24 protein-coding genes are annotated in these 23,839 nt (G+C 58.7%); 16 read left to right on the forward strand and 8 right to left on the reverse strand.

The window, feature by feature from the left end; all coding sequences use genetic code 11:
• Positions 1 to 76 precede the first annotated feature (76 nt).
• A complete protein-coding gene (locus tag ACIOU6_RS18475) occupies positions 77 to 730 on the reverse strand; it encodes an HAD family hydrolase (RefSeq protein ID WP_401138567.1) in 654 nt (217 codons plus the stop codon).
• 28 nt (positions 731 to 758) lie between these two features.
• Complete coding sequence (locus ACIOU6_RS18480) at positions 759 to 1,304, reverse strand: gamma carbonic anhydrase family protein (RefSeq protein ID WP_221732304.1); 546 nt, start codon at positions 1,302 to 1,304, stop codon at positions 759 to 761.
• Positions 1,305 to 1,366: 62 nt separating this feature from the next.
• Between ACIOU6_RS18480 and prlC the strand changes: the two genes are divergently transcribed.
• The 3 genes from prlC (at position 1,367) to ACIOU6_RS18495 (ending at position 5,873) form a co-directional block, all read left to right on the forward strand.
• Complete coding sequence (gene prlC / locus ACIOU6_RS18485) at positions 1,367 to 3,445, forward strand: oligopeptidase A (protein WP_401138568.1); 2,079 nt, start codon at positions 1,367 to 1,369, stop codon at positions 3,443 to 3,445.
• The gene (locus ACIOU6_RS18490; RefSeq protein ID WP_339494997.1) at positions 3,442 to 3,732 is read left to right on the forward strand and encodes a YheV family putative zinc ribbon protein; all 291 of its coding nucleotides are present in this window, start codon (positions 3,442 to 3,444) and stop codon (positions 3,730 to 3,732) included. Before prlC ends, ACIOU6_RS18490 begins: the two co-directional genes overlap by 4 nt.
• A 110-nt stretch (positions 3,733 to 3,842) precedes the next feature.
• Positions 3,843 to 5,873, forward strand: coding sequence for a M3 family metallopeptidase (locus ACIOU6_RS18495; protein WP_401138569.1), 2,031 nt, complete (start codon positions 3,843 to 3,845; stop codon positions 5,871 to 5,873).
• Positions 5,874 to 5,882: 9 nt separating this feature from the next.
• On the opposite strand, the gene ACIOU6_RS18500 is transcribed toward ACIOU6_RS18495, so the two are convergent.
• A complete protein-coding gene (locus ACIOU6_RS18500) occupies positions 5,883 to 6,527 on the reverse strand; it encodes a tyrosine-protein phosphatase (RefSeq protein ID WP_221732300.1) in 645 nt (214 codons plus the stop codon).
• Between the two features lie 290 nt (positions 6,528 to 6,817).
• Here ACIOU6_RS18500 and ACIOU6_RS18505 point away from each other — a divergent pair, with 290 nt between their 5' ends.
• Genes ACIOU6_RS18505 through ACIOU6_RS18515 form a run of 3 tightly spaced genes read left to right on the forward strand, consistent with a single transcriptional unit; the run spans position 6,818 to position 10,653 of the window.
• Positions 6,818 to 7,555 carry a gluconate 2-dehydrogenase subunit 3 family protein gene (locus ACIOU6_RS18505; RefSeq protein ID WP_401138570.1) on the forward strand — a complete coding sequence of 246 codons (738 nt, stop codon included), beginning with the start codon at positions 6,818 to 6,820 and terminating at the stop codon, positions 7,553 to 7,555.
• Between the two features lie 2 nt (positions 7,556 to 7,557).
• Entirely contained in the window at positions 7,558 to 9,342 is a 1,785-nt protein-coding gene (locus ACIOU6_RS18510; RefSeq protein WP_401138571.1) for a GMC family oxidoreductase, read from the forward strand.
• Positions 9,343 to 9,354: 12 nt separating this feature from the next.
• Positions 9,355 to 10,653 carry a c-type cytochrome gene (locus ACIOU6_RS18515; protein WP_401138572.1) on the forward strand — a complete coding sequence of 433 codons (1,299 nt, stop codon included), beginning with the start codon at positions 9,355 to 9,357 and terminating at the stop codon, positions 10,651 to 10,653.
• 56 nt (positions 10,654 to 10,709) lie between these two features.
• On the opposite strand, the gene ACIOU6_RS18520 is transcribed toward ACIOU6_RS18515, so the two are convergent.
• Positions 10,710 to 10,985 carry a hypothetical protein gene (locus ACIOU6_RS18520; protein WP_221732296.1) on the reverse strand — a complete coding sequence of 92 codons (276 nt, stop codon included), beginning with the start codon at positions 10,983 to 10,985 and terminating at the stop codon, positions 10,710 to 10,712.
• A gap of 263 nt (positions 10,986 to 11,248) precedes the next feature.
• On the opposite strand from ACIOU6_RS18520, the gene ACIOU6_RS18525 reads away from it, so the two are divergent.
• Positions 11,249 to 11,794: a hypothetical protein gene (locus ACIOU6_RS18525; protein WP_221732295.1), complete on the forward strand. Its 546-nt coding sequence runs from the start codon at positions 11,249 to 11,251 to the stop codon at positions 11,792 to 11,794.
• A gap of 105 nt (positions 11,795 to 11,899) precedes the next feature.
• Here the strand turns inward: ACIOU6_RS18525 and ACIOU6_RS18530 are convergent, their stop codons facing one another.
• On the reverse strand, positions 11,900 to 12,202 hold the full coding sequence (locus ACIOU6_RS18530) for a hypothetical protein (RefSeq protein ID WP_221732294.1): 303 nt from the start codon (positions 12,200 to 12,202) through the stop codon (positions 11,900 to 11,902).
• Positions 12,203 to 12,419: 217 nt separating this feature from the next.
• Between ACIOU6_RS18530 and ACIOU6_RS18535 the strand changes: the two genes are divergently transcribed.
• The gene (locus tag ACIOU6_RS18535; protein WP_401138573.1) at positions 12,420 to 13,478 is read left to right on the forward strand and encodes a PA0069 family radical SAM protein; all 1,059 of its coding nucleotides are present in this window, start codon (positions 12,420 to 12,422) and stop codon (positions 13,476 to 13,478) included.
• A 64-nt stretch (positions 13,479 to 13,542) separates the two neighbouring features.
• Here the strand turns inward: ACIOU6_RS18535 and ACIOU6_RS18540 are convergent, their stop codons facing one another.
• A complete protein-coding gene (locus tag ACIOU6_RS18540) occupies positions 13,543 to 13,935 on the reverse strand; it encodes a hypothetical protein (RefSeq protein WP_221732292.1) in 393 nt (130 codons plus the stop codon).
• Between the two features lie 429 nt (positions 13,936 to 14,364).
• Between ACIOU6_RS18540 and ACIOU6_RS18545 the strand changes: the two genes are divergently transcribed.
• Together ACIOU6_RS18545 and ACIOU6_RS18550 are read left to right on the forward strand one after the other, a co-directional pair.
• Positions 14,365 to 15,093: a carbonic anhydrase gene (locus tag ACIOU6_RS18545; protein WP_221732291.1), complete on the forward strand. Its 729-nt coding sequence runs from the start codon at positions 14,365 to 14,367 to the stop codon at positions 15,091 to 15,093.
• 90 nt (positions 15,094 to 15,183) lie between these two features.
• On the forward strand, positions 15,184 to 16,710 hold the full coding sequence (locus tag ACIOU6_RS18550) for a SulP family inorganic anion transporter (RefSeq protein ID WP_401138574.1): 1,527 nt from the start codon (positions 15,184 to 15,186) through the stop codon (positions 16,708 to 16,710).
• Positions 16,711 to 16,846: 136 nt separating this feature from the next.
• Here ACIOU6_RS18550 and ACIOU6_RS18555 read toward each other — a convergent pair whose 3' ends face one another.
• Positions 16,847 to 17,497, reverse strand: a complete 651-nt coding sequence (locus ACIOU6_RS18555) for a hypothetical protein (RefSeq protein ID WP_221732289.1) — start codon at positions 17,495 to 17,497, stop codon at positions 16,847 to 16,849.
• Positions 17,498 to 17,867: 370 nt separating this feature from the next.
• Here ACIOU6_RS18555 and coxB point away from each other — a divergent pair, with 370 nt between their 5' ends.
• The 4 genes from coxB to ACIOU6_RS18575 all read left to right on the forward strand — a co-directional run bounded on the left by coxB (position 17,868) and on the right by ACIOU6_RS18575 (position 22,258).
• Positions 17,868 to 18,995 (forward strand): cytochrome c oxidase subunit II, encoded by a 1,128-nt coding sequence (gene coxB / locus ACIOU6_RS18560; protein ID WP_221732288.1) that lies wholly within the window; start codon positions 17,868 to 17,870, stop codon positions 18,993 to 18,995.
• Between the two features lie 82 nt (positions 18,996 to 19,077).
• Positions 19,078 to 20,664: a cytochrome c oxidase subunit I gene (gene ctaD / locus ACIOU6_RS18565; protein ID WP_221732287.1), complete on the forward strand. Its 1,587-nt coding sequence runs from the start codon at positions 19,078 to 19,080 to the stop codon at positions 20,662 to 20,664.
• Positions 20,665 to 20,793: 129 nt separating this feature from the next.
• Entirely contained in the window at positions 20,794 to 21,345 is a 552-nt protein-coding gene (locus tag ACIOU6_RS18570) for a cytochrome c oxidase assembly protein (RefSeq protein ID WP_221732286.1), read from the forward strand.
• Between the two features lie 25 nt (positions 21,346 to 21,370).
• Positions 21,371 to 22,258 (forward strand): cytochrome c oxidase subunit 3, encoded by an 888-nt coding sequence (locus ACIOU6_RS18575; protein WP_401138575.1) that lies wholly within the window; start codon positions 21,371 to 21,373, stop codon positions 22,256 to 22,258.
• A gap of 7 nt (positions 22,259 to 22,265) precedes the next feature.
• Here ACIOU6_RS18575 and ACIOU6_RS18580 read toward each other — a convergent pair whose 3' ends face one another.
• Positions 22,266 to 22,469 (reverse strand): twin transmembrane helix small protein, encoded by a 204-nt coding sequence (locus tag ACIOU6_RS18580; protein ID WP_007911731.1) that lies wholly within the window; start codon positions 22,467 to 22,469, stop codon positions 22,266 to 22,268.
• Positions 22,470 to 22,539: 70 nt separating this feature from the next.
• Between ACIOU6_RS18580 and ACIOU6_RS18585 the strand changes: the two genes are divergently transcribed.
• Complete coding sequence (locus tag ACIOU6_RS18585; RefSeq protein ID WP_401138576.1) at positions 22,540 to 23,280, forward strand: SURF1 family protein; 741 nt, start codon at positions 22,540 to 22,542, stop codon at positions 23,278 to 23,280.
• Positions 23,246 to 23,839: a hypothetical protein gene (locus tag ACIOU6_RS18590; RefSeq protein ID WP_401138577.1), complete on the forward strand. Its 594-nt coding sequence runs from the start codon at positions 23,246 to 23,248 to the stop codon at positions 23,837 to 23,839. Before ACIOU6_RS18585 ends, ACIOU6_RS18590 begins: the two co-directional genes overlap by 35 nt.

Here is a 23,839-nt window from a genome sequence, read left to right on the forward strand (position 1 = left end):
AGCAAGCCCGCTCCCACACTGGACTTGTATACGACATACATGCCCTACAGGAGCGGGCTTGCTCGCGAAAGCAATTTCATCTGTTGTGCAAAAACGCCTGATGCAACTCATCCAGCGTTTCAAAGTGATAAGCCGGCGCTTCAGCGTTCAACTCTTCAAAACTGCCAAACCCATAGCCCACCGCCGCCGCATCCAGGCCATTGCTGCGCGCACCGATCAGGTCATGTTTACGATCGCCGATCATCAGCGTGTCCGCCGGATTCAGCCCTTCCTCGGCGATCAAATGGGCAATCAACTCGACTTTGTTGGTCCGCGTGCCATCCAGCTCACTGCCGTAGATCACCTTGAAGTGCCGGGCAAAGTCGAAGTGCCGGGCGATCTCGCGGGCGAACACCCATGGCTTGGACGTCGCGATATACAGCTGCCGCCCTTGGCCACTCAGGGTTTCCAGCAACGGCGTGACACCGTCGAACACGCGGTTCTCGTACAGTCCCGTCACCTTGAAACGCTCGCGGTAGAAATTCACCGCCTCCCAGGCCTTGACCTCGTCGAAATCGTAGAACTGCATGAACGCCTGCAACAGCGGCGGGCCGATGAAATGCTCAAGTTTTGTCAGGTCCGGCTCGTCGATTCCGAGCTTGCCGAGGGCGAACTGAATGGAACGAGTGATGCCCTCACGCGGGTCGGTCAGGGTGCCATCGAGGTCGAACAGTACGGTCTGGTAATGCATGAGAAATCCTGAGCAGGTGTAAGTCGATTCAGAGCTGGTCGTAGCCTTCAGCCAGGTGCAGATCCTTGAGCTTCACGTAATTCGCCGCGCTGTAGGTGAAGAAGGCGTTTTCCTTGTCGGTCAGCGCACGGACCTGTTTCACCGGGCTGCCCACATACAGAAAACCGCTTTCCAGACGTTTGCCCGGCGGCACCAGGCTGCCAGCGCCGATGATCACATCGTCCTCGACCACCGCGCCGTCCATGACAATGCTGCCCATGCCGATCAACACGCGGCTGCCAACCGTGCAGCCGTGAAGCATGACTTTGTGGGCAATGGTCACGTCGTCGCCAATCAGCAGCGCGAAGCCGTCCGGGTTGAACGGGCCGGCGTGGGTGATGTGCAATACGCAACCGTCCTGCACGCTGGTGCGCGCACCAATGCGGATGCGGTGCATGTCGCCACGAATGACCGTCAGCGGCCAGACGGAGCTGTCTTCACCGATTTCGACATCGCCGATCACCACCGCCGAGCCGTCGACAAATGCGCCGTTGCTCAACTGCGGGGTGTGATTCTGGTATTTGCGAAGGGACACGATTAGTTCTCTCTCTGTCGCCGATAGCTGCGGTGAGTGTCGATTGTAATTAAGATGGGCGCATGTTTCTTCCAGCCAAGGTGCCAACCGTGAGCGTGAACAACCCTCTTCTGCAGTCCTACGACCTGCCGCCGTTCTCCACGATCCGTGCCGAACACGTCCTGCCGGCCATTGAAACCATCCTGGCCGACAACCGCGCCGCCATCGCCGACATCCTCAAGACCCAAGGTCAGAACCCGACATGGGCCGGCCTGGTACTGGCAATGGACGAACTCAATGACCGCCTCGGTGCGGCATGGAGCCCGGTCAGCCACCTCAACGCCGTGTGCAACAGCGCCGAACTGCGTGATGCCTACGAGTCATGTCTGCCAGCCCTGAGCGCCTACTCCACCGAGATGGGCCAGAACCGCGAATTGTTCCAGGCCTATGAAGCCCTGGCCAACAGCCCGCAAGCTGCCGGTTTCGACGTGGCGCAAAAAACCATTCTGGAACACGCCCTGCGCGACTTCCGCCTGTCGGGTATCGACCTGCCGGAAGCTGAACAGAAGCGCTACGCCGAAGTGCAGAGCAAACTGTCCGAGCTGGGCAGCCGCTTCTCCAACCAACTGCTCGACGCCACCCAGGCCTGGAGCAAGCACGTCACCGACGAAGCCGCCCTCGCCAGCCTGACCGATTCGGCCAAGGCGCAAATGGCTGCCGCCGCACAGGCTAAAGGTCTGGACGGCTGGCTGATCACCCTGGAATTCCCGAGCTACTACGCGGTGATGACCTATGCCCAAGACCGTGCGCTGCGCGAAGAAGTCTACGCCGCCTACTGCACCCGCGCCTCGGATCAAGGCCCGAATGCCGGCCAGAACGACAACGGCCCGGTGATGGAAGAGATTCTGGATCTGCGTCAGGAACTGGCCAGGCTGTTGGGTTTCGCCAGTTTCTCCGAGTTGAGCCTGGCGACGAAAATGGCCGAGTCCAGCGATCAGGTGCTGAGCTTCCTGCGCGACCTGGCCAAGCGCAGCAAACCGTTTGCCGCGCAGGATCTGCAACAATTGCGTGCCTACGCCGCCGAACAGGGCTGCGCCGATCTGCAAAGCTGGGACAGCGGTTTCTACGGCGAAAAACTCCGTGAACAACGCTACAGCGTCGCCCAGGAAACCCTGCGCGCGTACTTCCCGATCGACAAGGTCCTGGGCGGCCTGTTCGCCATCGTTCAACGCCTGTACGGCATCGAGATTGCCGAGCTCAAAGGCTTCGACACCTGGCACCCGGACGTGCGCCTGTTCGAGATCAAGGAAAACGGCCAGCACGTCGGCCGCTTCTTCTTCGACCTCTATGCCCGTGCCAACAAGCGTGGCGGTGCATGGATGGACGGCGCTCGTGACCGTCGTCGTACCGTCGACGGCGTGCTGCAAAGCCCGGTGGCCAATCTGGTGTGCAACTTCACCCCGGCCGACAGCGGCAAGCCTGCGCTGCTGACCCACGATGAAGTGACCACCCTGTTCCACGAATTCGGCCATGGCCTGCACCACCTGCTGACCCGTGTCGATCATGCCGGCGTGTCAGGGATCAACGGCGTGGCGTGGGACGCCGTCGAGCTGCCAAGCCAGTTCATGGAAAACTGGTGCTGGGAGCCGGAAGGCCTGGCGCTGATTTCCGGTCACTACGAAACCGGCGAGCCGCTGCCACAGGACCTGCTGGAAAAAATGCTCGCGGCGAAAAACTTCCAGTCTGGCCTGATGATGGTGCGTCAGCTGGAGTTCTCGCTCTTCGACTTCGAACTGCACGCCACCCACGGTGACGGTCGCAGCGCCGCGCAGGTGCTCGAAGGCGTACGCGACGAGGTGTCGGTGATGCGTCCACCGGCCTACAACCGCTTCCCCAACAGCTTTGCGCACATCTTTGCCGGCGGTTACGCGGCGGGTTACTACAGCTACAAGTGGGCCGAAGTGCTGTCGGCGGATGCTTTCTCCAAATTCGAAGAAGACGGCGTGCTCAACGCTGAAACCGGCCGCGCTTTCCGCGAAGCGATTCTGGCGCGTGGCGGTTCGCAGGCGCCGATGGTGCTGTTCGTCGACTTCCGTGGTCGCGAGCCGTCGATTGACGCACTCTTGCGCCACAGCGGCCTGAGTGAGGACGCGGCAGCATGAGTGAGGGGCCTGTGATTACCAAGAAGCGCTTTATCGCCGGGGCGGTTTGCCCGGCGTGCAGCGAGCCGGACAAGTTGATGATGTGGAACGAGGACAGCGTGCCACACCGCGAATGCGTGGCCTGCGGTTACTGCGACACGCTCAACGAGCAAGGGCTGTCGGTGCCCAAAGAGCTGGGCACGCGGGTCAACACCAGCGCGCTCAAACCGCCAGCGGACAAGAAAGTCCAGGCGGTGCAGTTCTTCCCGAATCCAAAATTGAAGAAGAAACCCGACGAGCAACACTGAGTCAGTGCCACCTTCCACCGATTGCGGTGGAAGGTGGTAACTATGTACCGCCCCTCTTTCACGCTTCCTGCTTAGGCTGGCACTTTCAGCCATCGCTCAAGGAAGACGCCATGCTCCACACCAATCCCCTTTTACAACACTGGACCCTGCCACCGTGGTCGGCGATACGCGCCGAACATCTGCTGCCAGCCATCAACGCGATCGTGACCGATAACCGCCAGGTCATTGCCAGGGTGATCACCAGCCAGACCGAGCATCCGGGCTGGGACGATCTGGTCGTGGCCATCGACGAAGCCGATGCACGTCTGAGTGAGGCCATGGCCGTTATCGAGACGCTTTCGACGGTCAAATCCAACGATATCGACTGGCTCAGGGAAAGCGCGTTGTGCAGCGTCGTTGCCGCTCAGTACAGAGCCGACAAGACCGCTGACCTGGCGCTGTACCGCAGTTATCAACGACTGGCGAAGAGTTCGGTCGCCACCGGTTTCGACGATCAACGCAAAGCGTCGCTGGCGAAAATTCTGCGCAAATTCCGGTTGTCCGGCATCGAACTGCCGCTCGCACAACAGCGCAAACTTGCCCGTTTGAATGGCGAGATCCGGCTTACGGAGCAACGCTTTCGAAGTCATCTGGAGCTGGCCAACGCCGCGTGGAGCCAACGCATAGACGATGTCACTCAGCTCGAAGGCTTGTCAGCAGCAGTGAAGGCGCGCCTGGCACTCAACGCCAAAGAGGCAGGACACGAGTGCTGGCGGCTGACGCTGGAGCAAAACACCTACCGGCAAATCATGACCCACGCGCAAAACCGGGCGCTGCGTGAGGCCTATTTCACGGCCTGGATCAACCGGGCGTCCGATCTAGGCCCACAGGCGAAAAAACTCGATAACGATCCGGTACTCAAAGTGCTGATCGCATTGCGTCACGAGAAAGCCCAATTGTTGGGCTTCGAGAATCTCGTTCAGTTGCGTCTCGAAAACCGCATGGCCACCTCTGCTGCACAGGTTGAAGCTTTTTTGCGCCAGCAAGTGGCGTTGAATACGCCGGCCCTGCGGCGCGATGCCCAAGCCCTGAAAGCGTTTGCGCACACCCAAGGGATTGTGGACATCCAGGCGTGGGATGAAGACTTCCTCGCCGAGCAATTACGCCTCCAGCAGTTGAACGGTGCGCTGAAAGGCTTGCGTGAGTACTTCCCGCTGGAGGGCACGTTGCGCCGACTTTGTCTGTTCAGCGAGCGCATGTTCGGGATCAGCATCGTCGAACAAACGACCGTCAGCCACTGGCATGAAAGCGTACGGCTATTGGAAGTCAGTGAACATGGGCAGGTGATCGGGCATATCTATGTCGACCCCTATCACCGTGAAGACGCGGCCGACTACGCCTTCACCTCCGTCTTGCGCACCCGTCGAATCAATGCCGAGGGACGGCCGTCACTGCCGATTGCTTGCCTCTACTGCAATTTCAGCCCTGCCACCGACGAGCACCCGTGCCTGCTCTCCCATGAAAACCTGCGGGTGCTGTTCCACGAATTCGGCCATTGCCTGCAGCATGTGCTGACGCGCTCGCCCCATCGCAACTTGTCGGGGGTTTCCCAACTGGCGCGTGATACCGCCGAATTTGCCGGGCAGTTGTTTGAACACTGGTGCCTGTCGTCCGAGTTTCTGGTGTGGCTGGCGGCGCATTACCAGAGCGGCGAACGCCTGACAGAAGCGCGGGTCAACACCGCGCTGGCCGCCATTGGCGCCCACACCAGTCGGACCACCGCGATGTTACTGATGACGGCGCTGTTTGATCTGGAGTTGCACCACACTCATGGCGATGGCCGAAGCATCGAACAAGTGTTCGAGGATGTACAACGCGAAATTCCTCATCTAGGAATGTCGGGTTATCACCGCTTCGCCTATGGCTTTGACTATTTAGTGACCGGTTACGAGGCGTCAGTCTATGCCTACAAATGGTCTGGCGTGCTGGCAACTGAAGTGTTCAAGCGGTTTCAGCGAGACTGGGTGTTCGACGCACAAACGGGGCGGGATTTTCGCGAGGCGTTCTTTTCCCCCGGTGACTCACGTTCGTTGCTGAGCGCGGCGCAGGCGTTTCTCGGCGAACCGGTCAACGCGCAATTTTTTGCAGCCGCGCCTCAATGAATTCTCCGCTCACTTGAGATTGACGGTCTGAAACCAGCTCTTCATCGAGCAGGTGGCGAACGCGCTGGTGCTGCAATCACCATTGGCCAGCGCAGTGCGCAGTTTGTCGACATCGGCCTGCATCATGTAGCGAACACCATCCTTGAAATGGCCGCTTTCGCCGAAACCACCTTGGGTCATCTCGTTCAAGGCATCCTCTTTGCTCCAGCCTTGCACCACCACGCGGTACATCGCTGCCATCAGGCCGGTGCGGTCAGAACCGTGTTTGCAATGCATCAACACCGGGCCCTTGGCTTCGGCGCTCTGGATGGCGCGCAAAGTCTTGAGCACATCGCTGTCATCAACGTGATTGGTGCGATAGGACAACTGCACTTGATTGATGCCTGGCTCGGACAGCCAGCGACTATCGGCCTCCGGCAAGAAGTTGATCACCGTTGCCACTTTGAGATTTTTCAACAGCGGCACTGCGCCGCTATCGGGCAATGCACTGCGATAGAGGGTCGGCGACATCTGGAACAGGTTGTATTGCACCTCGACCGGCTGCGCCCACTCCTCCGGACGGGAAGGCACGGTATCAGCCGCCTGGGCCGGGATCAGGTGCAGCATTGCTACAAGCGACAAACACAAAGCGGGGAAAAGACGCACTCGAGACATGCTGGGTAGACCGTGTCGGGTTTTTGAAGAATTGAAGCTTCAAGGTTTGCCGGTCAAAGCCCCGTGAGCCGTCTGTCAAAGAAATGTGAATCGGCATCAATCCGGTGAAAAGCGGGTCAGCCATTTCGGCTTTTTTCGACTGAAACGATTCATCTCAATGCTTAGGCTGCTACCATTTGTCACATCATGTTGCAGCTCTCCGGATCATCCCGGCCACGTCGCGACGAAAAATCCTCAAGCCGTTCGCAGAAACGGCTGACCACCCTTGATGCCCGATGAGGTGCCCCCCCATGTCTGATGAAGATCGAGACAACCCGCGGCGTGAGTTTTTGCGCAAATCCCTGACCCTGATTCCCGTCGTCACCCTGGCCGGTACCGGTCTGGGCAGCAGCGTGCTGCAAGCCGCGCCTGAAGCTGCGCCCGCAACGCAACCGGTTCGCGCTGACGCCGACGATTATCAGCCAAGCTATTTCACCGCCGAAGAATGGGCCTTCATCCATGCCGCCGTGGCGCAACTGATCCCCAACGACGATCAAGGCCCGGGAGCGCTGGAAGCTGGCGTGCCGCAATACATCGATCGTCAGATGAACACCCCGTATGCCGCTGGCGCCCTTTGGTACATGCAAGGCCCCTTCAACGCCGACGCGGCGCCGGAGATGGGCTGGCAGAGCAAACTCGTACCAAAAGAGATCTATCGCCTCGGCATCGCCGCCACGGATCAGTGGGCAAAATCCATCAACGGTAAAGTATTTGCTGACCAAGACAGCGCTACCCGAGACGATTTACTCAAACAACTCGAAGCCGGAAAACCGCAATTCGATACCGTCCCCGCGAAGATTTTCTTCAACCTGCTGCTGCAAAACACCAAGGAAGGATTCTTCTGCGACCCGATCCACGGCGGCAATAAAGGCATGGTCGGCTGGACCATGATCGGCTTTCCCGGCGCCCGCGCCGATTTCATGGATTGGGTGGAACGCAACGAGCAATACCCCTTCCCGGCAGTTTCGATTCGCGGCGAGAGGGCGTGAGCATGGCAACGGTAATGAAGAAGGTCGACGCAGTGATCGTCGGTTTCGGCTGGACGGGCGCGATCATGGCCAAAGAGCTGACCGAGGCTGGGCTCAACGTGCTGGCGCTGGAGCGCGGGCCGATGCAGGACACCTATCCCGACGGCAACTATCCACAGGTGATTGACGAACTGACCTACAGCGTGCGGAAAAAACTCTTCCAGGACATTTCCAAAGAGACCGTGACCATTCGCCATAGCGTCAACGACATTGCCTTGCCCAACCGCCAATTGGGCGCGTTCCTCCCGGGCAACGGCGTCGGCGGCGCCGGGCTGCACTGGTCGGGTGTGCACTTTCGTGTCGACCCGATCGAGTTGCGCATGCGCAGCCATTACGAAGAGCGTTACGGCAAAAGCTTCATCCCCAAAGACATGACCATCCAGGACTTCGGCGTCAGCTATGAAGAGCTGGAACCGTTCTTCGATTTCGCCGAAAAGGTCTTCGGCACGTCGGGCCAGGCCTGGACCGTGAAAGGTCAATTGGTCGGTCAGGGCAAGGGGGGCAACCCTTACGCACCGGATCGCTCCAACCCGTTCCCGCTGCAGGCACAGAAAAACACCGTGTCCGCACAGCTGTTCGGCAAAGCGGCTACGCAGGTTGGTTACAAACCCTACAACCTGCCTTCGGCCAATACCTCGGGCCCGTACACCAATCCCTACGGCGCGCAGATGGGCCCGTGCAATTTCTGCGGGTTCTGCAGCGGTTACGTTTGCTACATGTATTCCAAGGCCTCGCCGAACGTGAACATTCTGCCGGCGCTCAAGCCGCTGCCGAATTTCGAATTGCGACCCAATGCCCATGTGCTGCGGATCAACCTCGACAGCACCAAAACCAAAGCCACCGGCGTCACTTACGTCGACAGCCAGGGCCGCGAGATCGAGCAACCGGCGGACCTGGTGATCCTCGGCGCTTTCCAGTTGCACAACGTGCGTCTGATGCTGCTTTCCGGGATTGGCAAACCTTACGACCCCATCAGCGGCGAAGGTGTGGTGGGGCGTAACTTCGCCTACCAGAACATGGCGACCATCAAGGCGTTCTTCGACAAGGACACCCACACCAACAACTTCATCGGCGCCGGCGGTAACGGCGTGGCGCTGGATGACTTCAACGCCGACAACTTCGACCACGGCCCGCACGGCTTCGTCGGCGGTTCGCCAATGTGGGTCAACCAGGCTGGCAGCCGACCGATTGCCGGCACCTCCAACCCACCGGGCACTCCGGCCTGGGGCAGTGCCTGGAAACGCGCGACCGCCGATTACTACACCCACCAGGTGTCGATGGACGCTCACGGCGCGCATCAATCCTACAGAGGCAACTACCTCGATCTCGACCCGGTGTACCGCGATGCCTACGGCTTGCCCCTGCTGCGGATGACGTTCGACTGGCAGGAAAACGACATCAAAATGAACCGCTTCATGGTCGAGAAAATGGGCAAAGTCGCCGAGGCGATGGGCCCGAAAGCCATTGCGGTGATTGGCAAGAAAGTTGGCGATCACTTCAACACCGCGGCCTACCAGACCACGCACCTCAACGGTGGCGCGATCATGGGCACCGATCCGAAGACCAGCGCGCTGAACCGCTACTTGCAGAGCTGGGACGTGCATAACGTCTTCGTGCCGGGCGCTTCAGCGTTCCCGCAGGGCCTGGGTTACAACCCGACCGGGCTGGTGGCTGCATTGACCTACTGGTCGGCAAAAGCGATCCGCGAGCAATACCTGAAAAACCCCGGCCCGCTGGTTCAGGCTTAAGGAGCGATGACCATGAAAAATCTTGTTATCGCGACCTTGGCCCTGCTCGGCAGCGCCTCTTTGCAGGCCGCCGAAGTCGATCAATCTTTGATCAAAAAGGGCGAATACCTCGCCCGTGCCGGCGACTGTGTGGCTTGCCACACTGCAAAAAACGGTAAGCCGTTCGCTGGTGGCCTGCCGATGGAAACCCCGATCGGCACGATCTATTCGACCAACATCACTCCGGATAAAACCGGCATCGGTGATTACAGCTTCGAGGACTTTGATCAGGCCGTACGTCATGGTGTCGCTAAAAACGGTAGTACGTTGTACCCGGCGATGCCGTATCCGTCCTACGCCCGTGTCAGCCAAACCGACATGAAAGCGCTGTACGCGTATTTCATGCAAGGCGTAGAACCGGTGGCGCAACAGAACAAGGCCAGCGACATTCCATGGCCGTTGAGCATGCGCTGGCCGCTGATGGGCTGGCGCTGGATGTTTGCGCCGAAGGTCGAGGGCTATAAAGCGACATCGGATGATCCGGTGATCAGCCGTGGGGCGTACCTGGTGGAAGGCCTGGGCCATTGCGGCGCCTGCCACACGCCGCGTGCCCTGACTATGCAGGAAAAATCCCTGAGCGCGGCCGATGGCAGCACGTTCCTGGCCGGCAGCGCGCCACTGGAAGGCTGGATCGCCAAGAGCCTGCGCGGCGATCACAAGGACGGCCTCGGCAGTTGGAGCGAAGAGCAACTGGTGCAGTTCCTCAAGACCGGCCGCAGTGACCGCAGCGCAGTGTTCGGCGGCATGAGCGATGTGGTCACCCACAGCATGCAATACATGACCGACGCCGACCTGACTGCAATTGCTCGCTACCTGAAGTCGTTGCCAGCGACTGATCCGAACGATCAACCGCACTCGTACGATGAAAATGCCGCCAAGGCCCTATGGAACGGTGACGACAGCCAGCGCGGCGCGTCGGTTTACATCGACAACTGCGCGGCATGCCACCGCACCGACGGCCAAGGCTATACGCGGGTATTCCCGGCGCTGGCAGGTAATCCGGTGCTGCAATCGGAAGATCCAACCTCATTGATCCACATCGTGCTCAAGGGCGGGACATTGCCGGCAACGCACACCGCGCCTTCGACCTTCACCATGCCCGGCTTTGCCTGGCGGTTGTCGGATCAGGAAGTGGCGGATGTGGTGAGCTTCATTCGCGGCAGTTGGGGCAACAGGGGCGCGCCGGTGAACGCTGCCGATGTCGCGAGCCTGCGCAAGAACGATACGCAGACCACTTCCGGGGATGACCTGGGGCAAGTTACTGCGCAGTAACGAGGCTTGAATACCGCTGACATGGCATGGGGGTTTTCGCTGTGTCAGCGGGCAATTCAACGCGTGGACTGAAAGCCCTTGAATTGCGCAAAGGCATCGGCTAACTGCAGGTAGAGTTTTTTGTCGTATTTATCGACGTCACCATCGCCATCGGCGTCAACGGCGTCTTCGGAAATCAGGTCATAACGACCATTGCCTTCCGATGAAGAGGCGAAGAGCGAGTAGTCGTAGTCCATCATTTCGGTCGCGTCTTCATCGTAGTGATAAAACGCGACCTCAGGATTTCCGTCTCGGTCCATATCCGCAATTTCCAGCAATATCCTGATAGCCATTGATCAAGTCCTTTCAGTTGATTTCGCCCGTACAACCGACAATCGTGCCTAGGTTTCTGGACATTAAAGTTGGGGAGAAATCGGGTCTACTGTCAGACTTGACAGGATGTATACCCATACAGTCGTCTGGCCTGAACAATAACCACTGTAAATACTGACACCTGTCAACTCTGACAGTAGACACTCTTCTTTACGTTACTTAGGGTGCAAAGGGACGCAGACGCAATTGCCCTTAATATCGCCTTGGTATGGAGCACAAAGACATGAGCTATTCATTGCTATATGAGTTCAAAGACACGGATGGGGACGGAAAGGCAGAAGCGGTAATTTCCCGGTACAACAATGGAGATGCAGTTAATTCAATGCCCGACGTTGTGGTCACGGCGTACGCCAATACCGCCAACGGAAAATTTGACACGGTCACCGGAGTCGACGACGTCGAGGGCGACGGTGACATTGATGAGGATGACGAATCCTATTATGCCCTGGCAGGCGACCTCGCCTCTGCTTTGGTCGGTTTGAGTACCGTCGGTGCGGGCCGTCTTTATCGATGCATACTTATCTCATTTGGAGACAACGCCTCAGGGAGCAAACTTGCCGACGTCAACATTGGTTTGTTTAATGTCGCGAACTCCGATTTGACTCGCCCGGATTCAGTCGTGACCGTCACAGGTTATGACAAGGGTATGTATAAAAAAGTGTCAGGATCGACGGACGCAGACGGTGATGGCGATATTGATCTGGACGATGAGTTTATTTTCAGAAAAATCGCGGTCTCCTTTGCGTCAATGAGAGATTTTAAAGTTTGAAATAAGCGCTGACATGGTTGCTACGGTGTCGACGAAACACTGTCCGACAAAAAACCCTGCATGCGTGAATCATGCAGGGTTTTCTTGCATTTATCGCCGTGCGCCTTACGGATTAACGATACTTGCATAAGCCTTGGCCAGCGCCATCAACTTGGCTTTGTCATCGCCATCAATGTCACCGTCGCCGTCGACATCTTTCTTGTCCGTGCGGATGGTGAAGGACTTGCCACGATCAGCGGATACCGCGACCACGTAAATCGAATCGACCAACGCCTCAGTCGATAGTTGCTCCTCGGCATTCCAGCCCAGTTCCTTGCGGGCAAGTTGCATGGAAACAATCGTGTTGGGCTCCGATGGACCCGGCAGCATCATTTGTAAAAAAACACCACGTTGATTGAGGTACGACATACATAAAGTCCTTTTAATTTAAAATCAGGCGTCAGTACCTGAAAGTTGAACAAGACTATATTTGATAATTTTCATATACAACGGAACATATGTATCGCGGGCTTTCCATAGTTGTAGCTATTTAAGAAACCTATCAGCAGGCTGCATGGCTGAACGGTACTGGATCACGATGGGCATTACCGGATACTGTATGCATATACAGACCCGAGATTCTTCAATGATCAGCCATCTCCCTCCCCGCGGTCGCGGCACCGCCACCAACCCGCACAACCGTTTCGCGCCGAACCGTTCGGTGGTCGAGGACGACGGCTGGTATCAGGAAGTGCCCGAGACGCAGGGCACCGAGGTGATGATCGAAACCGCGAAGACCATCATCACTCGTAACACGTCGCCGGATCTGCCCTTTGATCGTTCGATCAATCCCTATCGTGGCTGCGAGCACGGCTGCATCTATTGCTACGCGCGGCCCAGCCACGCCTATTGGGATATGTCGCCGGGTCTGGATTTTGAAACGAAGCTGATCGCCAAGACCAATGCCGCACAGGTACTTGAAGAACAACTCGGGAAAAAAGGCTATCAATGCGCGCCGATCAATCTCGGTTCCAACACCGATCCGTATCAGCCGATCGAACGCGAACACAAGATCACTCGTCAGATCCTCGAAGTACTTTTGCGCTATCGACATCCGGTGACCATCGTCACCAAAGGTTCGCTGATCCTGCGCGATCTCGATCTACTGACCAAACTGGCGCAGCAACGGCTGGTGGCGGTGATGATCAGCCTCACGACGCTGGACGATGAGCTCAAGCGCATCCTAGAGCCCCGCGCAGCCGCGCCCAAGGCACGACTGCGGGCAATCCGGGTGATGCGCGAGGCGGGGATTCCGGTGGGCGTGTTGTGTTCGCCGATGATTGCGATGATCAACGACAGCGAGATCGAGAGCCTGCTCACCGAGGCCCACGCCGCCGGCGCGCAAAGCGCTGCGTACATGATGCTGCGCCTGCCGCTGGAAGTGGCGCCGCTGTTCGAGGAGTGGCTGCAAGCACACTATCCGCAACGGGCGGCGCATGTGCTGAGCCTGATCCGCCAGAGCCGTGGCGGCGAACTCTACGACAGCCGTTTCGGCGCACGGATGCGGGGCGAAGGGCCGTTTGCCGATCTGCTCGCGCAACGCTTTGCCAAGGCCATCAAGCGTCTTGGACTCAATCACCGCGAGGGCTACAACCTCGATTGCACAGCTTTCTGTCCGCCAGGACGGCAGATGTCATTGATTTAGCAAATGGGCCAATGCATGGATATAACGAGGCCTGTATGAGAACTCATACAGGCCTTGTCTTTATTTACACAATGACGATGCCACTGTAAGCCTTCGCCAACGCTATCAACTTCGCCCGGTCATGACGGTCAATATCACCGTCACCGTCCATATCGCCGTATGGCCCGACCTCAAAATTTTTGCCGTTATCGCGTGATATTGCAGCAATCTGTTTAATGTCAACCAACTTCTCGGTTATAAGCTTTGTTTCTGGATCCTGTTGTTTTTGTTTAGTTGCAAAGTTCATGATCACCATGATCTCTTTGCGAGGCAGCGAAATCTCCACCTTTTCTAGAAAAATACCTTTGATACTATTTGGACGCAAAACAGATGTCATAAAAAATCCCTTTTTTAATTTATTTGCCTTATTGAACGCCTTGGCACTTCGGATCATACGGGGCATCATCTTCAACGCCATTCAACATCTGTTTCATCAGGTTTCGTATCGTTAACCCAAGGACTGGCTCGGGCCATTGCTCTGGCCCCCAATGGCTAAGTGTCAGCGACGCCGCCACGACTTGTCGCGGCGAGGAAGGACTCACCCACCGCAAGGCCCGATAAAAATTGCACAGCCTTCTGTCCGCCGGGTCGCCAGATGTCGTTGATTTAGCGACAATTGACCTATGGTTGAGCGGTTGGAACCCCTCCGTCGAAATACCTCAGTCACGTTTTTTGTGACCTGGAACACACGTTCTAGAGCGCTTGATTCAGTTTGAGTTAAGTTTCGGCGGCTACCTTGTTCATCGAGTGACTGACGGGTCGGGATGACCCGGATGTTTAAACAGCCACTGGCTTCATACCGGAATACCGGGGCATGACTCCCTGAATCCGCCAAAGAGGATCAATCATGAGTGACAAGGATAAACAGCCGTTGGCTGCGTCGGCGCAAGCCCCTGAGGCGCAATCCGCTGATGCAGCGCTGCGACAGATCGTTGACGGCTTTTTGCATTTTCATCATGAGGTCTTCCCGCAGCAGGAAGAACTCTTCAAGAAACTCGCCACGGCCCAATCGCCACGGGCGATGTTCATTACCTGCGCCGATTCGCGCATCGTCCCCGAGCTGATCACTCAGAGTTCACCCGGCGACCTGTTCGTGACGCGTAACGTCGGCAACGTTGTTCCGCCGTACGGCCAGATGAACGGCGGCGTTTCCACCGCCATCGAATATGCGGTGCTGGCGCTGGGCGTGCAGCACATCATCATCTGCGGGCACTCCGATTGTGGCGCCATGCGTGCGGTGCTCAACCCGGACAGCCTGGAAAAAATGCCGACGGTCAAAGCCTGGCTGCGCCACGCTGAAGTCGCGAAAACCATGGTGCACGACAACTGTCACTGCGCCGACGAAAAAGAAAGCATGCCGATCCTCACCGAGGAAAACGTCATCGCCCAATTGCAGCACTTGCGTACCCATCCTTCGGTAGCCTCACGCATGGCGAACGGTCATCTGTTCATCCATGGCTGGGTCTACAACATCGAAACCAGCGAAATCAAAGCTTACGACGCGGATCAGAGTCGATTCCTGCCGCTCGACGGCAGCCATCCGATTCCGGTGGCGACGCCCAAAGCGCGCTTCTAAATCTTCCTAAAAATCTGTGTGGTTTGACGCCGGCCGCTGTTTCAGCGGCCCGGCCTTGCCACGCCTGAAGAAAACTTCGGGAGAATCACCATGCGTGCAGCTCAATTGAAAGCGGTGTTGCCACGGGAGCTGCTGGCTTCGGTGGTTGTGTTTCTGGTCGCCCTGCCGCTGTGCATGGGCATTGCGATTGCGTCGGGGCTGCCACCGGCCAAAGGGTTGATCACCGGGATCATCGGTGGTCTGGTGGTGGGTTGGCTGGCCGGTTCCCCTTTGCAGGTCAGTGGGCCTGCGGCGGGTTTGGCGGTGTTGGTGTTCGAACTGGTACGACAGCACGGCATCGAGATGCTCGGGCCGATTCTGCTGCTGGCCGGTTTTCTGCAATGGGTGGCCGGGCGCCTGAAGCTCGGTTGCTGGTTTCGGGTCACGGCACCAGCGGTGGTTTACGGCATGTTGGCCGGGATCGGCGTGTTGATCGTGCTCTCACAAATCCACGTAATGCTCGACGCCTCACCAAAGCCCTCCGGCCTGGATAACCTCACGGCCTTCCCCGGCGCAGTGGCGCAAGCCTTGCCGTCGTTAGGCTGGCAGGCCGGTCTGCTCGGGCTGTCAACCATTGCGGTGATGTGGCTGTGGGAGAAATTGCGCCCGCATTCGCTGCGCTTCATTCCCGGCGCATTGCTGGGGGTCGGTCTGGCCACGGGGGCCAGTCTGATGCTCGCTTTGCAGGTGAAACGGGTTGAAGTGCCGGCGAACCTGGCGCAAGCCATCGACTGGCTGAAACCTGCGGATCTGCTCAGTCTGGCGGATCCGACGCTGCTGATCGCTGCGCTTGCCGTAGCGTTTATCGCCAGCGCCGAAACCCTGTTGTCGGCGGCCGCGGTCGATCGGATGCACAGCGGCGTACGCTCGGACTTCGACCGTGAACTGTCGGCGCAGGGCGTGGGCAACATGCTCTGCGGTCTGGTCGGTGCGCTGCCGATGACCGGGGTGATCGTGCGCAGTTCGGCCAACGTTCAGGCCGGTGCGACCACGCGTTACTCAACGATTTTCCATGGCCTGTGGTTGCTGGCGTTCGTGCTGTTGTTATCGAGCGTGCTGCAAAGCATTCCGGTGGCGAGTCTGGCGGGTGTGCTGGTGTATACCGGTTTCAAACTGGTGGACCTGAAAGTCTTCCGTGGTCTGAGCCGTTATGGCCGGATGCCGATGTTCACTTACGCCGCGACGGCGCTGGCGATCATCTTCACGGATCTGCTGACCGGCGTACTGATCGGTTTCGGTCTGACCTTGCTGAAACTGGCGTTCAAGGCTTCACGACTGAAAATCAGCCTGATCGATCTGCCGCAGAAAGGCGAGATGGAGTTGCGTCTGCTCGGCGCGGCGACGTTCCTCAAGGTGCCGGCACTGACGCAGGTGCTGAACACGATTCCAACGGGCACGACGGTGCATGTGCCGCTCAATAACCTGAGCTACATCGACCATTCGTGTCTGGAGTTGCTGGAAGAGTGGGGCCGGGCGAATGCGGCGAAGGGGGCGAAGCTGTTGATCGAGTCGCGTGGGTTGAAGCGACGGCTTGAGGGGCGGGTCCGGACGAATGTCGGTATAGGGGCGGCTGGCTAAACACTTGGTTTGCAAATACCCCCTGTGGGAGGGGGCTTGCTCCCGAAAGCGGTGGATCAGTCGACATTGTTAGTGACTGACACACCGCCTTCGGGAGCAAGCCCCTCCCACATTGGCATTTGCGCACGCCTTTAAATCAGGCGGCGGGTTGATCCAGCTCCAGGCCCACGCCCAGTCGGCGGCCCATGCACGGCCAGCGTTTCCACGCGGCGCCGGTGTCCGGGCTGCTGAGTTTTTCGCGGTAGGCCTCTACCGACTCCAGCGCAAAACTCTCTTCGTTGAGCATCTCGTCGATGGCGTGATGCACTGCTTCGTCCAGTTGGTTGGCAAATTCCTCACCGATCAATTGGTGAGCAATCAGATTGGCGACCGTCATGTCCAAGGGGATCAGTGGCTGGCCGAAATGCTTGATGTAGAGGTCGTTGACCTCTTCGACAAAACGGTGCGCCAGATAGGCTTCGTCCAGCAGGCTGTCCAGGCCAACGTGCCCGGCCATGATGGCCGGCGGCTGGAGGAAATACTGCTCGGCGATTTTCAGCACCGGTTTGATCTGCGATTCGATTCCCGCTTCCCTGGCGACCTCATTGGCTGCATCCAGCAGGTCTGGCACTTCTTCGATGTAGGCGGCGACAAAACGCGTCAGCACGCCTTGGGCGTCGGCTTCCGGCAATTGGATCGCCGGATGTAAATGAGGCAGCTTGCTTTCCAGCTGACGAGTCAGCAGGCCGGTGTCTTTCTCATGTTGTTGGGCTGTTTGGATCTGCTCGCGCAATGCGGCGGTGTTCATGAAAACTCCAGGAAACAAGGCAATGAAATAGGGAAGACATAAGTTAGCTGGCTTACGAAAAATGCTAAGACGCATTTGTCATAATTATTTCATCCTTGATGCACCCTCGTTATATCCGTTTGCCACCACTCGTCTGCATCCTTCTCCATTCGTGCCCTCGAACGCAAGTCCTGGCTGTTTCAGATCATTTACGTCCTCACATTGCAATTTCCAGTCGCTGTCTATACTCGCCATTGAATGGAGTTAGCTGATGACGCCCGACTGCCCACGCAGCAAGGCCCGGCGATTCAAGTTCGTAGTCTGATGCAGCCGCTCCCTTGCCGCAGGCGTTGCGCCTACGGGATAACAAGAACGATAAGGGGAACCCGCAATGATGCGACATCCACACGTCTGGATGGGCCTCCTGTTGTGGTCGATTTTCAGCCAGGCTAATGCGGCCTGGACTGTGAATATGGCGCCTGGAGCGACTGAGATCAGTCACGCAGTATTCGACCTGCACATGACCATTTTCTGGATCTGTGTGGTGATCGGGGTCATCGTCTTCGGCGCCATGTTCTGGTCGATGATGGTGCACCGCCGTTCTACCGGGCAGGTCGCCGCAAAATTCCACGAAAGCACCACCGTCGAGATCCTCTGGACCATCGTGCCGTTCCTGATTCTGGTGGCGATGGCCGTTCCGGCGACCGCCACCCTGATCAAGATGTACGACACCAGTGAGCCGGATATCGATATCCAGATCACCGGGTATCAGTGGAAGTGGCACTACAAATACCTGGGCCAGGACGTTGAGTTCTTCAGCAACCTGGCCACCCCCGCCGAGCAGATCCACAACAAGGAAGCCAAGGGCGAGCACTACTTGCTTGAGGTCGACAAGCCGTTGGTGCTGCCAACCGGGGCCAAGGTGCGCTTCCTCGTAACCTCAGCCGACGTCATCCACTCGTGGTGGGTGCCGGCCTTCGCAGTCAAGCGCGATGCAATCCCGGGGTTCGTCAACGAAGCCTGGACGCGCATCGACAAGCCCGGCATTTACCGTGGCCAGTGCGCCGAATTGTGCGGCAAGGATCACGGCTTCATGCCGATCGTGGTCGAGGTCAAGGAAAAGGCCGACTACGACAAGTGGCTCGCCGAGCGTAAGGCCGAGGCCGCGCAGCTCAAAGAGCTGACCAGCAAAGAATGGACCCTCGACGAGCTCAAGGAGCGCGGCGACAAGGTCTATCACACCACTTGCGTGGCCTGTCACCAGGCTGAAGGCCAAGGCCTGCCGCCAATGTTCCCGGCACTCAAGGGCTCGAAAATCGCCACGGGGCCGAAAGAAGGTCACCTGAGCATTGTCTTCCACGGCAAACCCGGCACCGCGATGGCGGCGTTCGGCAAGCAACTGTCGGAAGTCGATATCGCAGCGGTCGTGACTTACGAACGTAACGCCTGGGGCAACAACAAGGGCGACATGGTCACGCCAAAAGAAGTGCTGGAGCTGAAACAGGCGCAAAGCAAATGAGCCGGTCTATCGCGTACTTCGTGAACCGGCCGGGGCAGCGTGCCCCGGCCAGCCCCGTCCACTCACGTAAAGGAGACCGGCCATGAGCGCTGTCATCGATGACCACGGTCATGCCGACCACACCCACGGCCCCGCCAAAGGCCTGATGCGCTGGGTGCTGACCACCAACCACAAGGACATCGGCACGCTGTATCTGTGGTTTGCGTTCTGCATGTTCCTGCTGGGCGGCTCGTTCGCCATGGTGATCCGCGCCGAGCTGTTCCAGCCCGGTTTGCAGATCGTCGAACCGGCGTTCTTCAACCAGATGACCACCATGCACGGTCTGGTGATGGTCTTCGGTGCGGTGATGCCGGCGTTCGTCGGCCTTGCCAACTGGATGATCCCGTTGATGATCGGCGCGCCGGACATGGCCCTGCCGCGCATGAATAACTTCAGCTTCTGGCTGCTCCCGGCGGCGTTCCTGCTGCTGGTCTCGACCCTGTTCACCCCCGGTGGCGGGCCGAACTTCGGCTGGACGTTTTACGCACCGCTGTCGACGACTTACGCACCGGAAAGCGTGACGTTCTTCATCTTCGCCATCCACTTGATGGGGATCAGCTCGATCATGGGCGCGATCAACGTAGTCGCGACCATCCTCAACCTGCGCGCTCCCGGCATGACGTTGATGAAAATGCCGCTGTTCGTCTGGACCTGGCTGATCACAGCATTCCTGCTGATCGCGGTGATGCCGGTGCTGGCCGGGTGCGTGACGATGATGCTGATGGACATCCATTTCGGCACCAGTTTCTTCAGTGCTGCCGGTGGCGGTGACCCGGTCTTGTTCCAGCATGTGTTCTGGTTCTTCGGCCACCCCGAGGTGTACATCATGATCCTGCCGGCCTTCGGTGCCGTCAGCTCGATCATCCCGACGTTTTCGCGCAAACCGCTGTTCGGCTACACCTCGATGGTCTATGCCACGGCGAGCATTGCGTTCCTGTCGTTCATTGTCTGGGCGCACCACATGTTTGTGGTCGGCATTCCGCTGGTGGGCGAGCTGTTCTTCATGTACGCCACGCTACTGATCGCCGTGCCTACCGGGGTCAAGGTGTTCAACTGGGCAAGCACCATGTGGCAAGGCTCGCTGACCTTCGAGACGCCGATGTTGTTTGCCGTGGCGTTCGTGATCCTGTTCTCGATCGGCGGGTTCTCCGGGCTGATGCTGGCCATCGCCCCGGCGGACTTCCAGTATCAGGACACCTACTTCGTGGTCGCGCATTTCCACTACGTGCTGGTGCCGGGGGCGATTTTCGGGATCTTCGCCTCCACGTACTACTGGCTGCCGAAATGGACCGGCCACATGTACGACGAAACCCTCGGCAAGCTGCACTTCTGGCTGTCGTTCGTCGGCATGAACCTGACCTTCTTCCCGATGCACTTTGTCGGCCTTGCGGGAATGCCGCGGCGGATTCCGGACTACAACCTGCAGTTCGCCGACTTCAACATGGTCTCGTCGATCGGCGCGTTCATGTTCGGCGCCACGCAGATTTTCTTCCTGTTCATCGTGATCAAGACCATTCGAGGCGGCGCGCCGGCACCGGCCAAGCCGTGGGATGGCGCCGAAGGTCTGGAATGGAGCGTGCCGTCACCGGCGCCGTATCACACCTTCACTACGCCGCCGGAAGTGAAATGAAACGCCTTGTCTTTGTGGGAGGGGGCTTGCTCCCGAATGCCAATTATCATTCAACAGGTAAGTTGACTGACCCGACGCATTCGCGAGCAAGCCCGCTCCCACAGGGGTTCTTGGTTGAGGGTTGGAACCATGGCTGACTCGATTTCGTTGAAGAAACTGGTCACCCGTCTACTCGGCGTGGTGGTGGCGATGTTTGTTTTCGGTTTCGCCCTGGTGCCGATCTACGACGTGATGTGCAAAGCCTTCGGTATCAATGGCAAGACCGCCGGGCAGTATGAGGGCGAGCAGGTCGTCGACACTTCGCGGCAGGTGCGCGTGCAGTTTTTGTCGACCAATAACGTCGACATGCCGTGGGACTTCTACCCCAAGCACGACGAGCTGACGGCCAACCCCGGGGCGGTGAACGAGATGATCTTCATCGCCCGCAACCCCACCGACAAACCGATGAGTGCGCAAGCCGTGCCGAGCATCGCGCCGAGCAACGCGGCGGCGTATTTCCACAAGACCGAGTGCTTTTGTTTTACCCAGCAGGTGCTGCAGCCCGGTGAGCAGATCGAAATGCCAGTGCGTTTCATTGTTGACCGCGACATGCCCAAGGATGTGAAGCACCTGACGCTGTCCTACACGCTGTTCGATATCACCGCCCGACATCCTCCGGTGGCTGTACACACTGGCGGTTGAGCGTGCCCGATAAGGAGAACAATAAATGGCAACTCATGAGCACTATTACGTTCCGGCCCAGAGCAAATGGCCGATCATCGCCACATTCGGCATGGCGATCACGGTGTATGGCTTGGCCACCTGGTTCAACGATCTGAAGGCGGCACGCCCTGAATCCCACGGGCCGTACATCTTTTTCGTCGGCGGACTGTTACTGGCCTACATGCTGTTCGGCTGGTTCGGCGCGGTGATCAAGGAAAGCCGCGCGGGGCTTTATAGCGCGCAGCTGGATCGTTCGTTCCGTTGGGGCATGAGTTGGTTCATCTTCTCCGAGGTGATGTTCTTCGCCGCCTTCTTCGGTGCGCTGTTTTACGTGCGGCACATCTCCGGCCCGGCGCTCGGCGGTGAAGGCCCCAAAGGCATTGCCCATATGCTGTGGCCGAACTTCCAGTTCACCTGGCCACTGCTGCACACCCCGGATCCGAAACTGTTCCCGCCACCCAAGGAAGTCATCAGCCCGTGGGGCCTGCCGCTGATCAACACGATTCTGCTGGTCAGCTCCAGCGTGACCATCACCATCGCCCACCATGCCTTGAAGAAGGGCCATCGCGGTGCACTGAAAATCTGGCTGGCGATCACCGTGCTGCTGGGCTGCGCGTTCCTCGGCTTCCAGGCTGAGGAATACATGCACGCCTACCACGAACTGGGCCTGACGCTGGGTTCGGGCATCTACGGTGCGACGTTCTTCATGCTCACCGGTTTCCACGGCGCCCACGTGACCATCGGCACGATCATGCTGTTCGTGATGCTGATGCGGATCATGAAGGGCCACTTCGACAACGAACATCAGTTCGGTTTCGAGGCGGCGAGCTGGTATTGGCACTTCGTCGACGTGGTGTGGATCGGCTTGTTCGTTTTCGTCTACGTGCTTTAAGCGCCCGCTACCAAGGCGCATGCGACACCAGTTGGCCGCTGTAAAAGCCCCAGGCAATCAAGCCGACAGTGGCAGCGGCCAAGGCCACCCGAACACTCAAGGCGATGACCAGGCGATTGGAACTGCTGTCGTCCTTGACCAGGAAAAACAGGCCGCTGAACAGGCTGATCACCGTGGCAATCAGCATCAGGACGATGGCTGTTTTGAGCATGGGAAGACTCCGGGGGACAGGCGATGTGTTTGAGTATAGCGATCACGACGACTGACTTTGTGGCACGGCCATGAAGCGCTTCCACCCGGGCGTCGTACCGACCGTGGTGGTGGCGTTGTTGCTGCCGTTGCTGGTGTCGCTGGGCTTCTGGCAACTGGGCCGTGGCGCAGAGAAAACCGCCCTGCTCGCCAGTTATGCCGAACGTCGTGCCGCCGAGCCGATGGCCAGCAGCGAGTTGCTGCACAGCGCCGATCCGGCCTTTCGCCGCGTACACCTTTACGGCCAGTTCGATACCGCGCACAGCCTGCTGCTCGACAACAGCCAGCGCAACGGCAAGGTCGGCGTGGAGTTGCTGCAACCGTTTCAGGATCAGCGCACGGGTCTGTGGCTGCTGGTCAATCGCGGCTGGCTGCCTTGGCCGGATCGGCGCGTAGCGCCGCAATTCAACACGCCTTCCGAGGCGCTGAATATCGACGCCTGGGTCTACATCGCCCCCGGCGCAACCTTCCAGCTGCACGCCGACCCGGTCAGCAATACCTGGCCACAAACCATCACCGCCGTCGAGCCGGCCAAGCTGTGGAAAACCCTCGAACGCGACGGCTTCGCTTATGAATTACGCGCCGAGCCCGGCCCGGCCAGCTATCAGGCCGATTGGCCGGTGGTTGCCATGGGCCCGGAAAAACACCTCGGTTACGCCGTGCAGTGGTTCGCCATGGCCACCGCCCTGCTCGGCCTCTACGTCTACCTCGGCTGGCACAACGCAAAGGAGAAACACCATGGGAACGGCCATGAATCCACCCAACATGTCTGAGGCGAAACCTGCCGCCAGCCGTCGTCGCGGACGCCTTCAACTGCTGCTGATTGTGCTCGGCGTGGTCGGCCCGATGATCCTCGCCACCGGCATGTACAAATTGCAGTTCTGGGTCCCGGAAGGTCGCAGCTATCACGGCGAACTGATCGGCAACGGCCAGACCCGCGCCGACCTTGGCGTGCAGGCGGATGAAGAGCGCTGGCAGATGCTAGTGACCGCACCGAAAGATTGCGCGGTGGATTGCCAGCAACTGGTGTATCTGGCGCGGCAAATCCAGATCGGCCTGGGCCGCGATGCCGGCCGCGCCAGCCACGCCCTCGCCGCCGCGCAACCGCTGAGCACCGACTACCAAGCCAAACTGACCCGCGAATACCCGCAATTGCAGCGCTATCCGCTGGACGCCGCCGTGTTCAGCAAGACGACGGGCGACAAGGCCACGCCGCAACTGTGGATCATCGACCCCCACGGCAACCTCGTGCTGCGTTACGACCCAAGCGTGAAGGGCAAGGATCTGCTCAACGATCTGCGCCACCTGCTGAAACTGTCGAACATCGGATAA

The sequence above is a fragment of the Pseudomonas sp. NPDC087615 genome (assembly GCF_044743445.1).
Taxonomy (GTDB): domain Bacteria; phylum Pseudomonadota; class Gammaproteobacteria; order Pseudomonadales; family Pseudomonadaceae; genus Aquipseudomonas; species Aquipseudomonas baetica_A.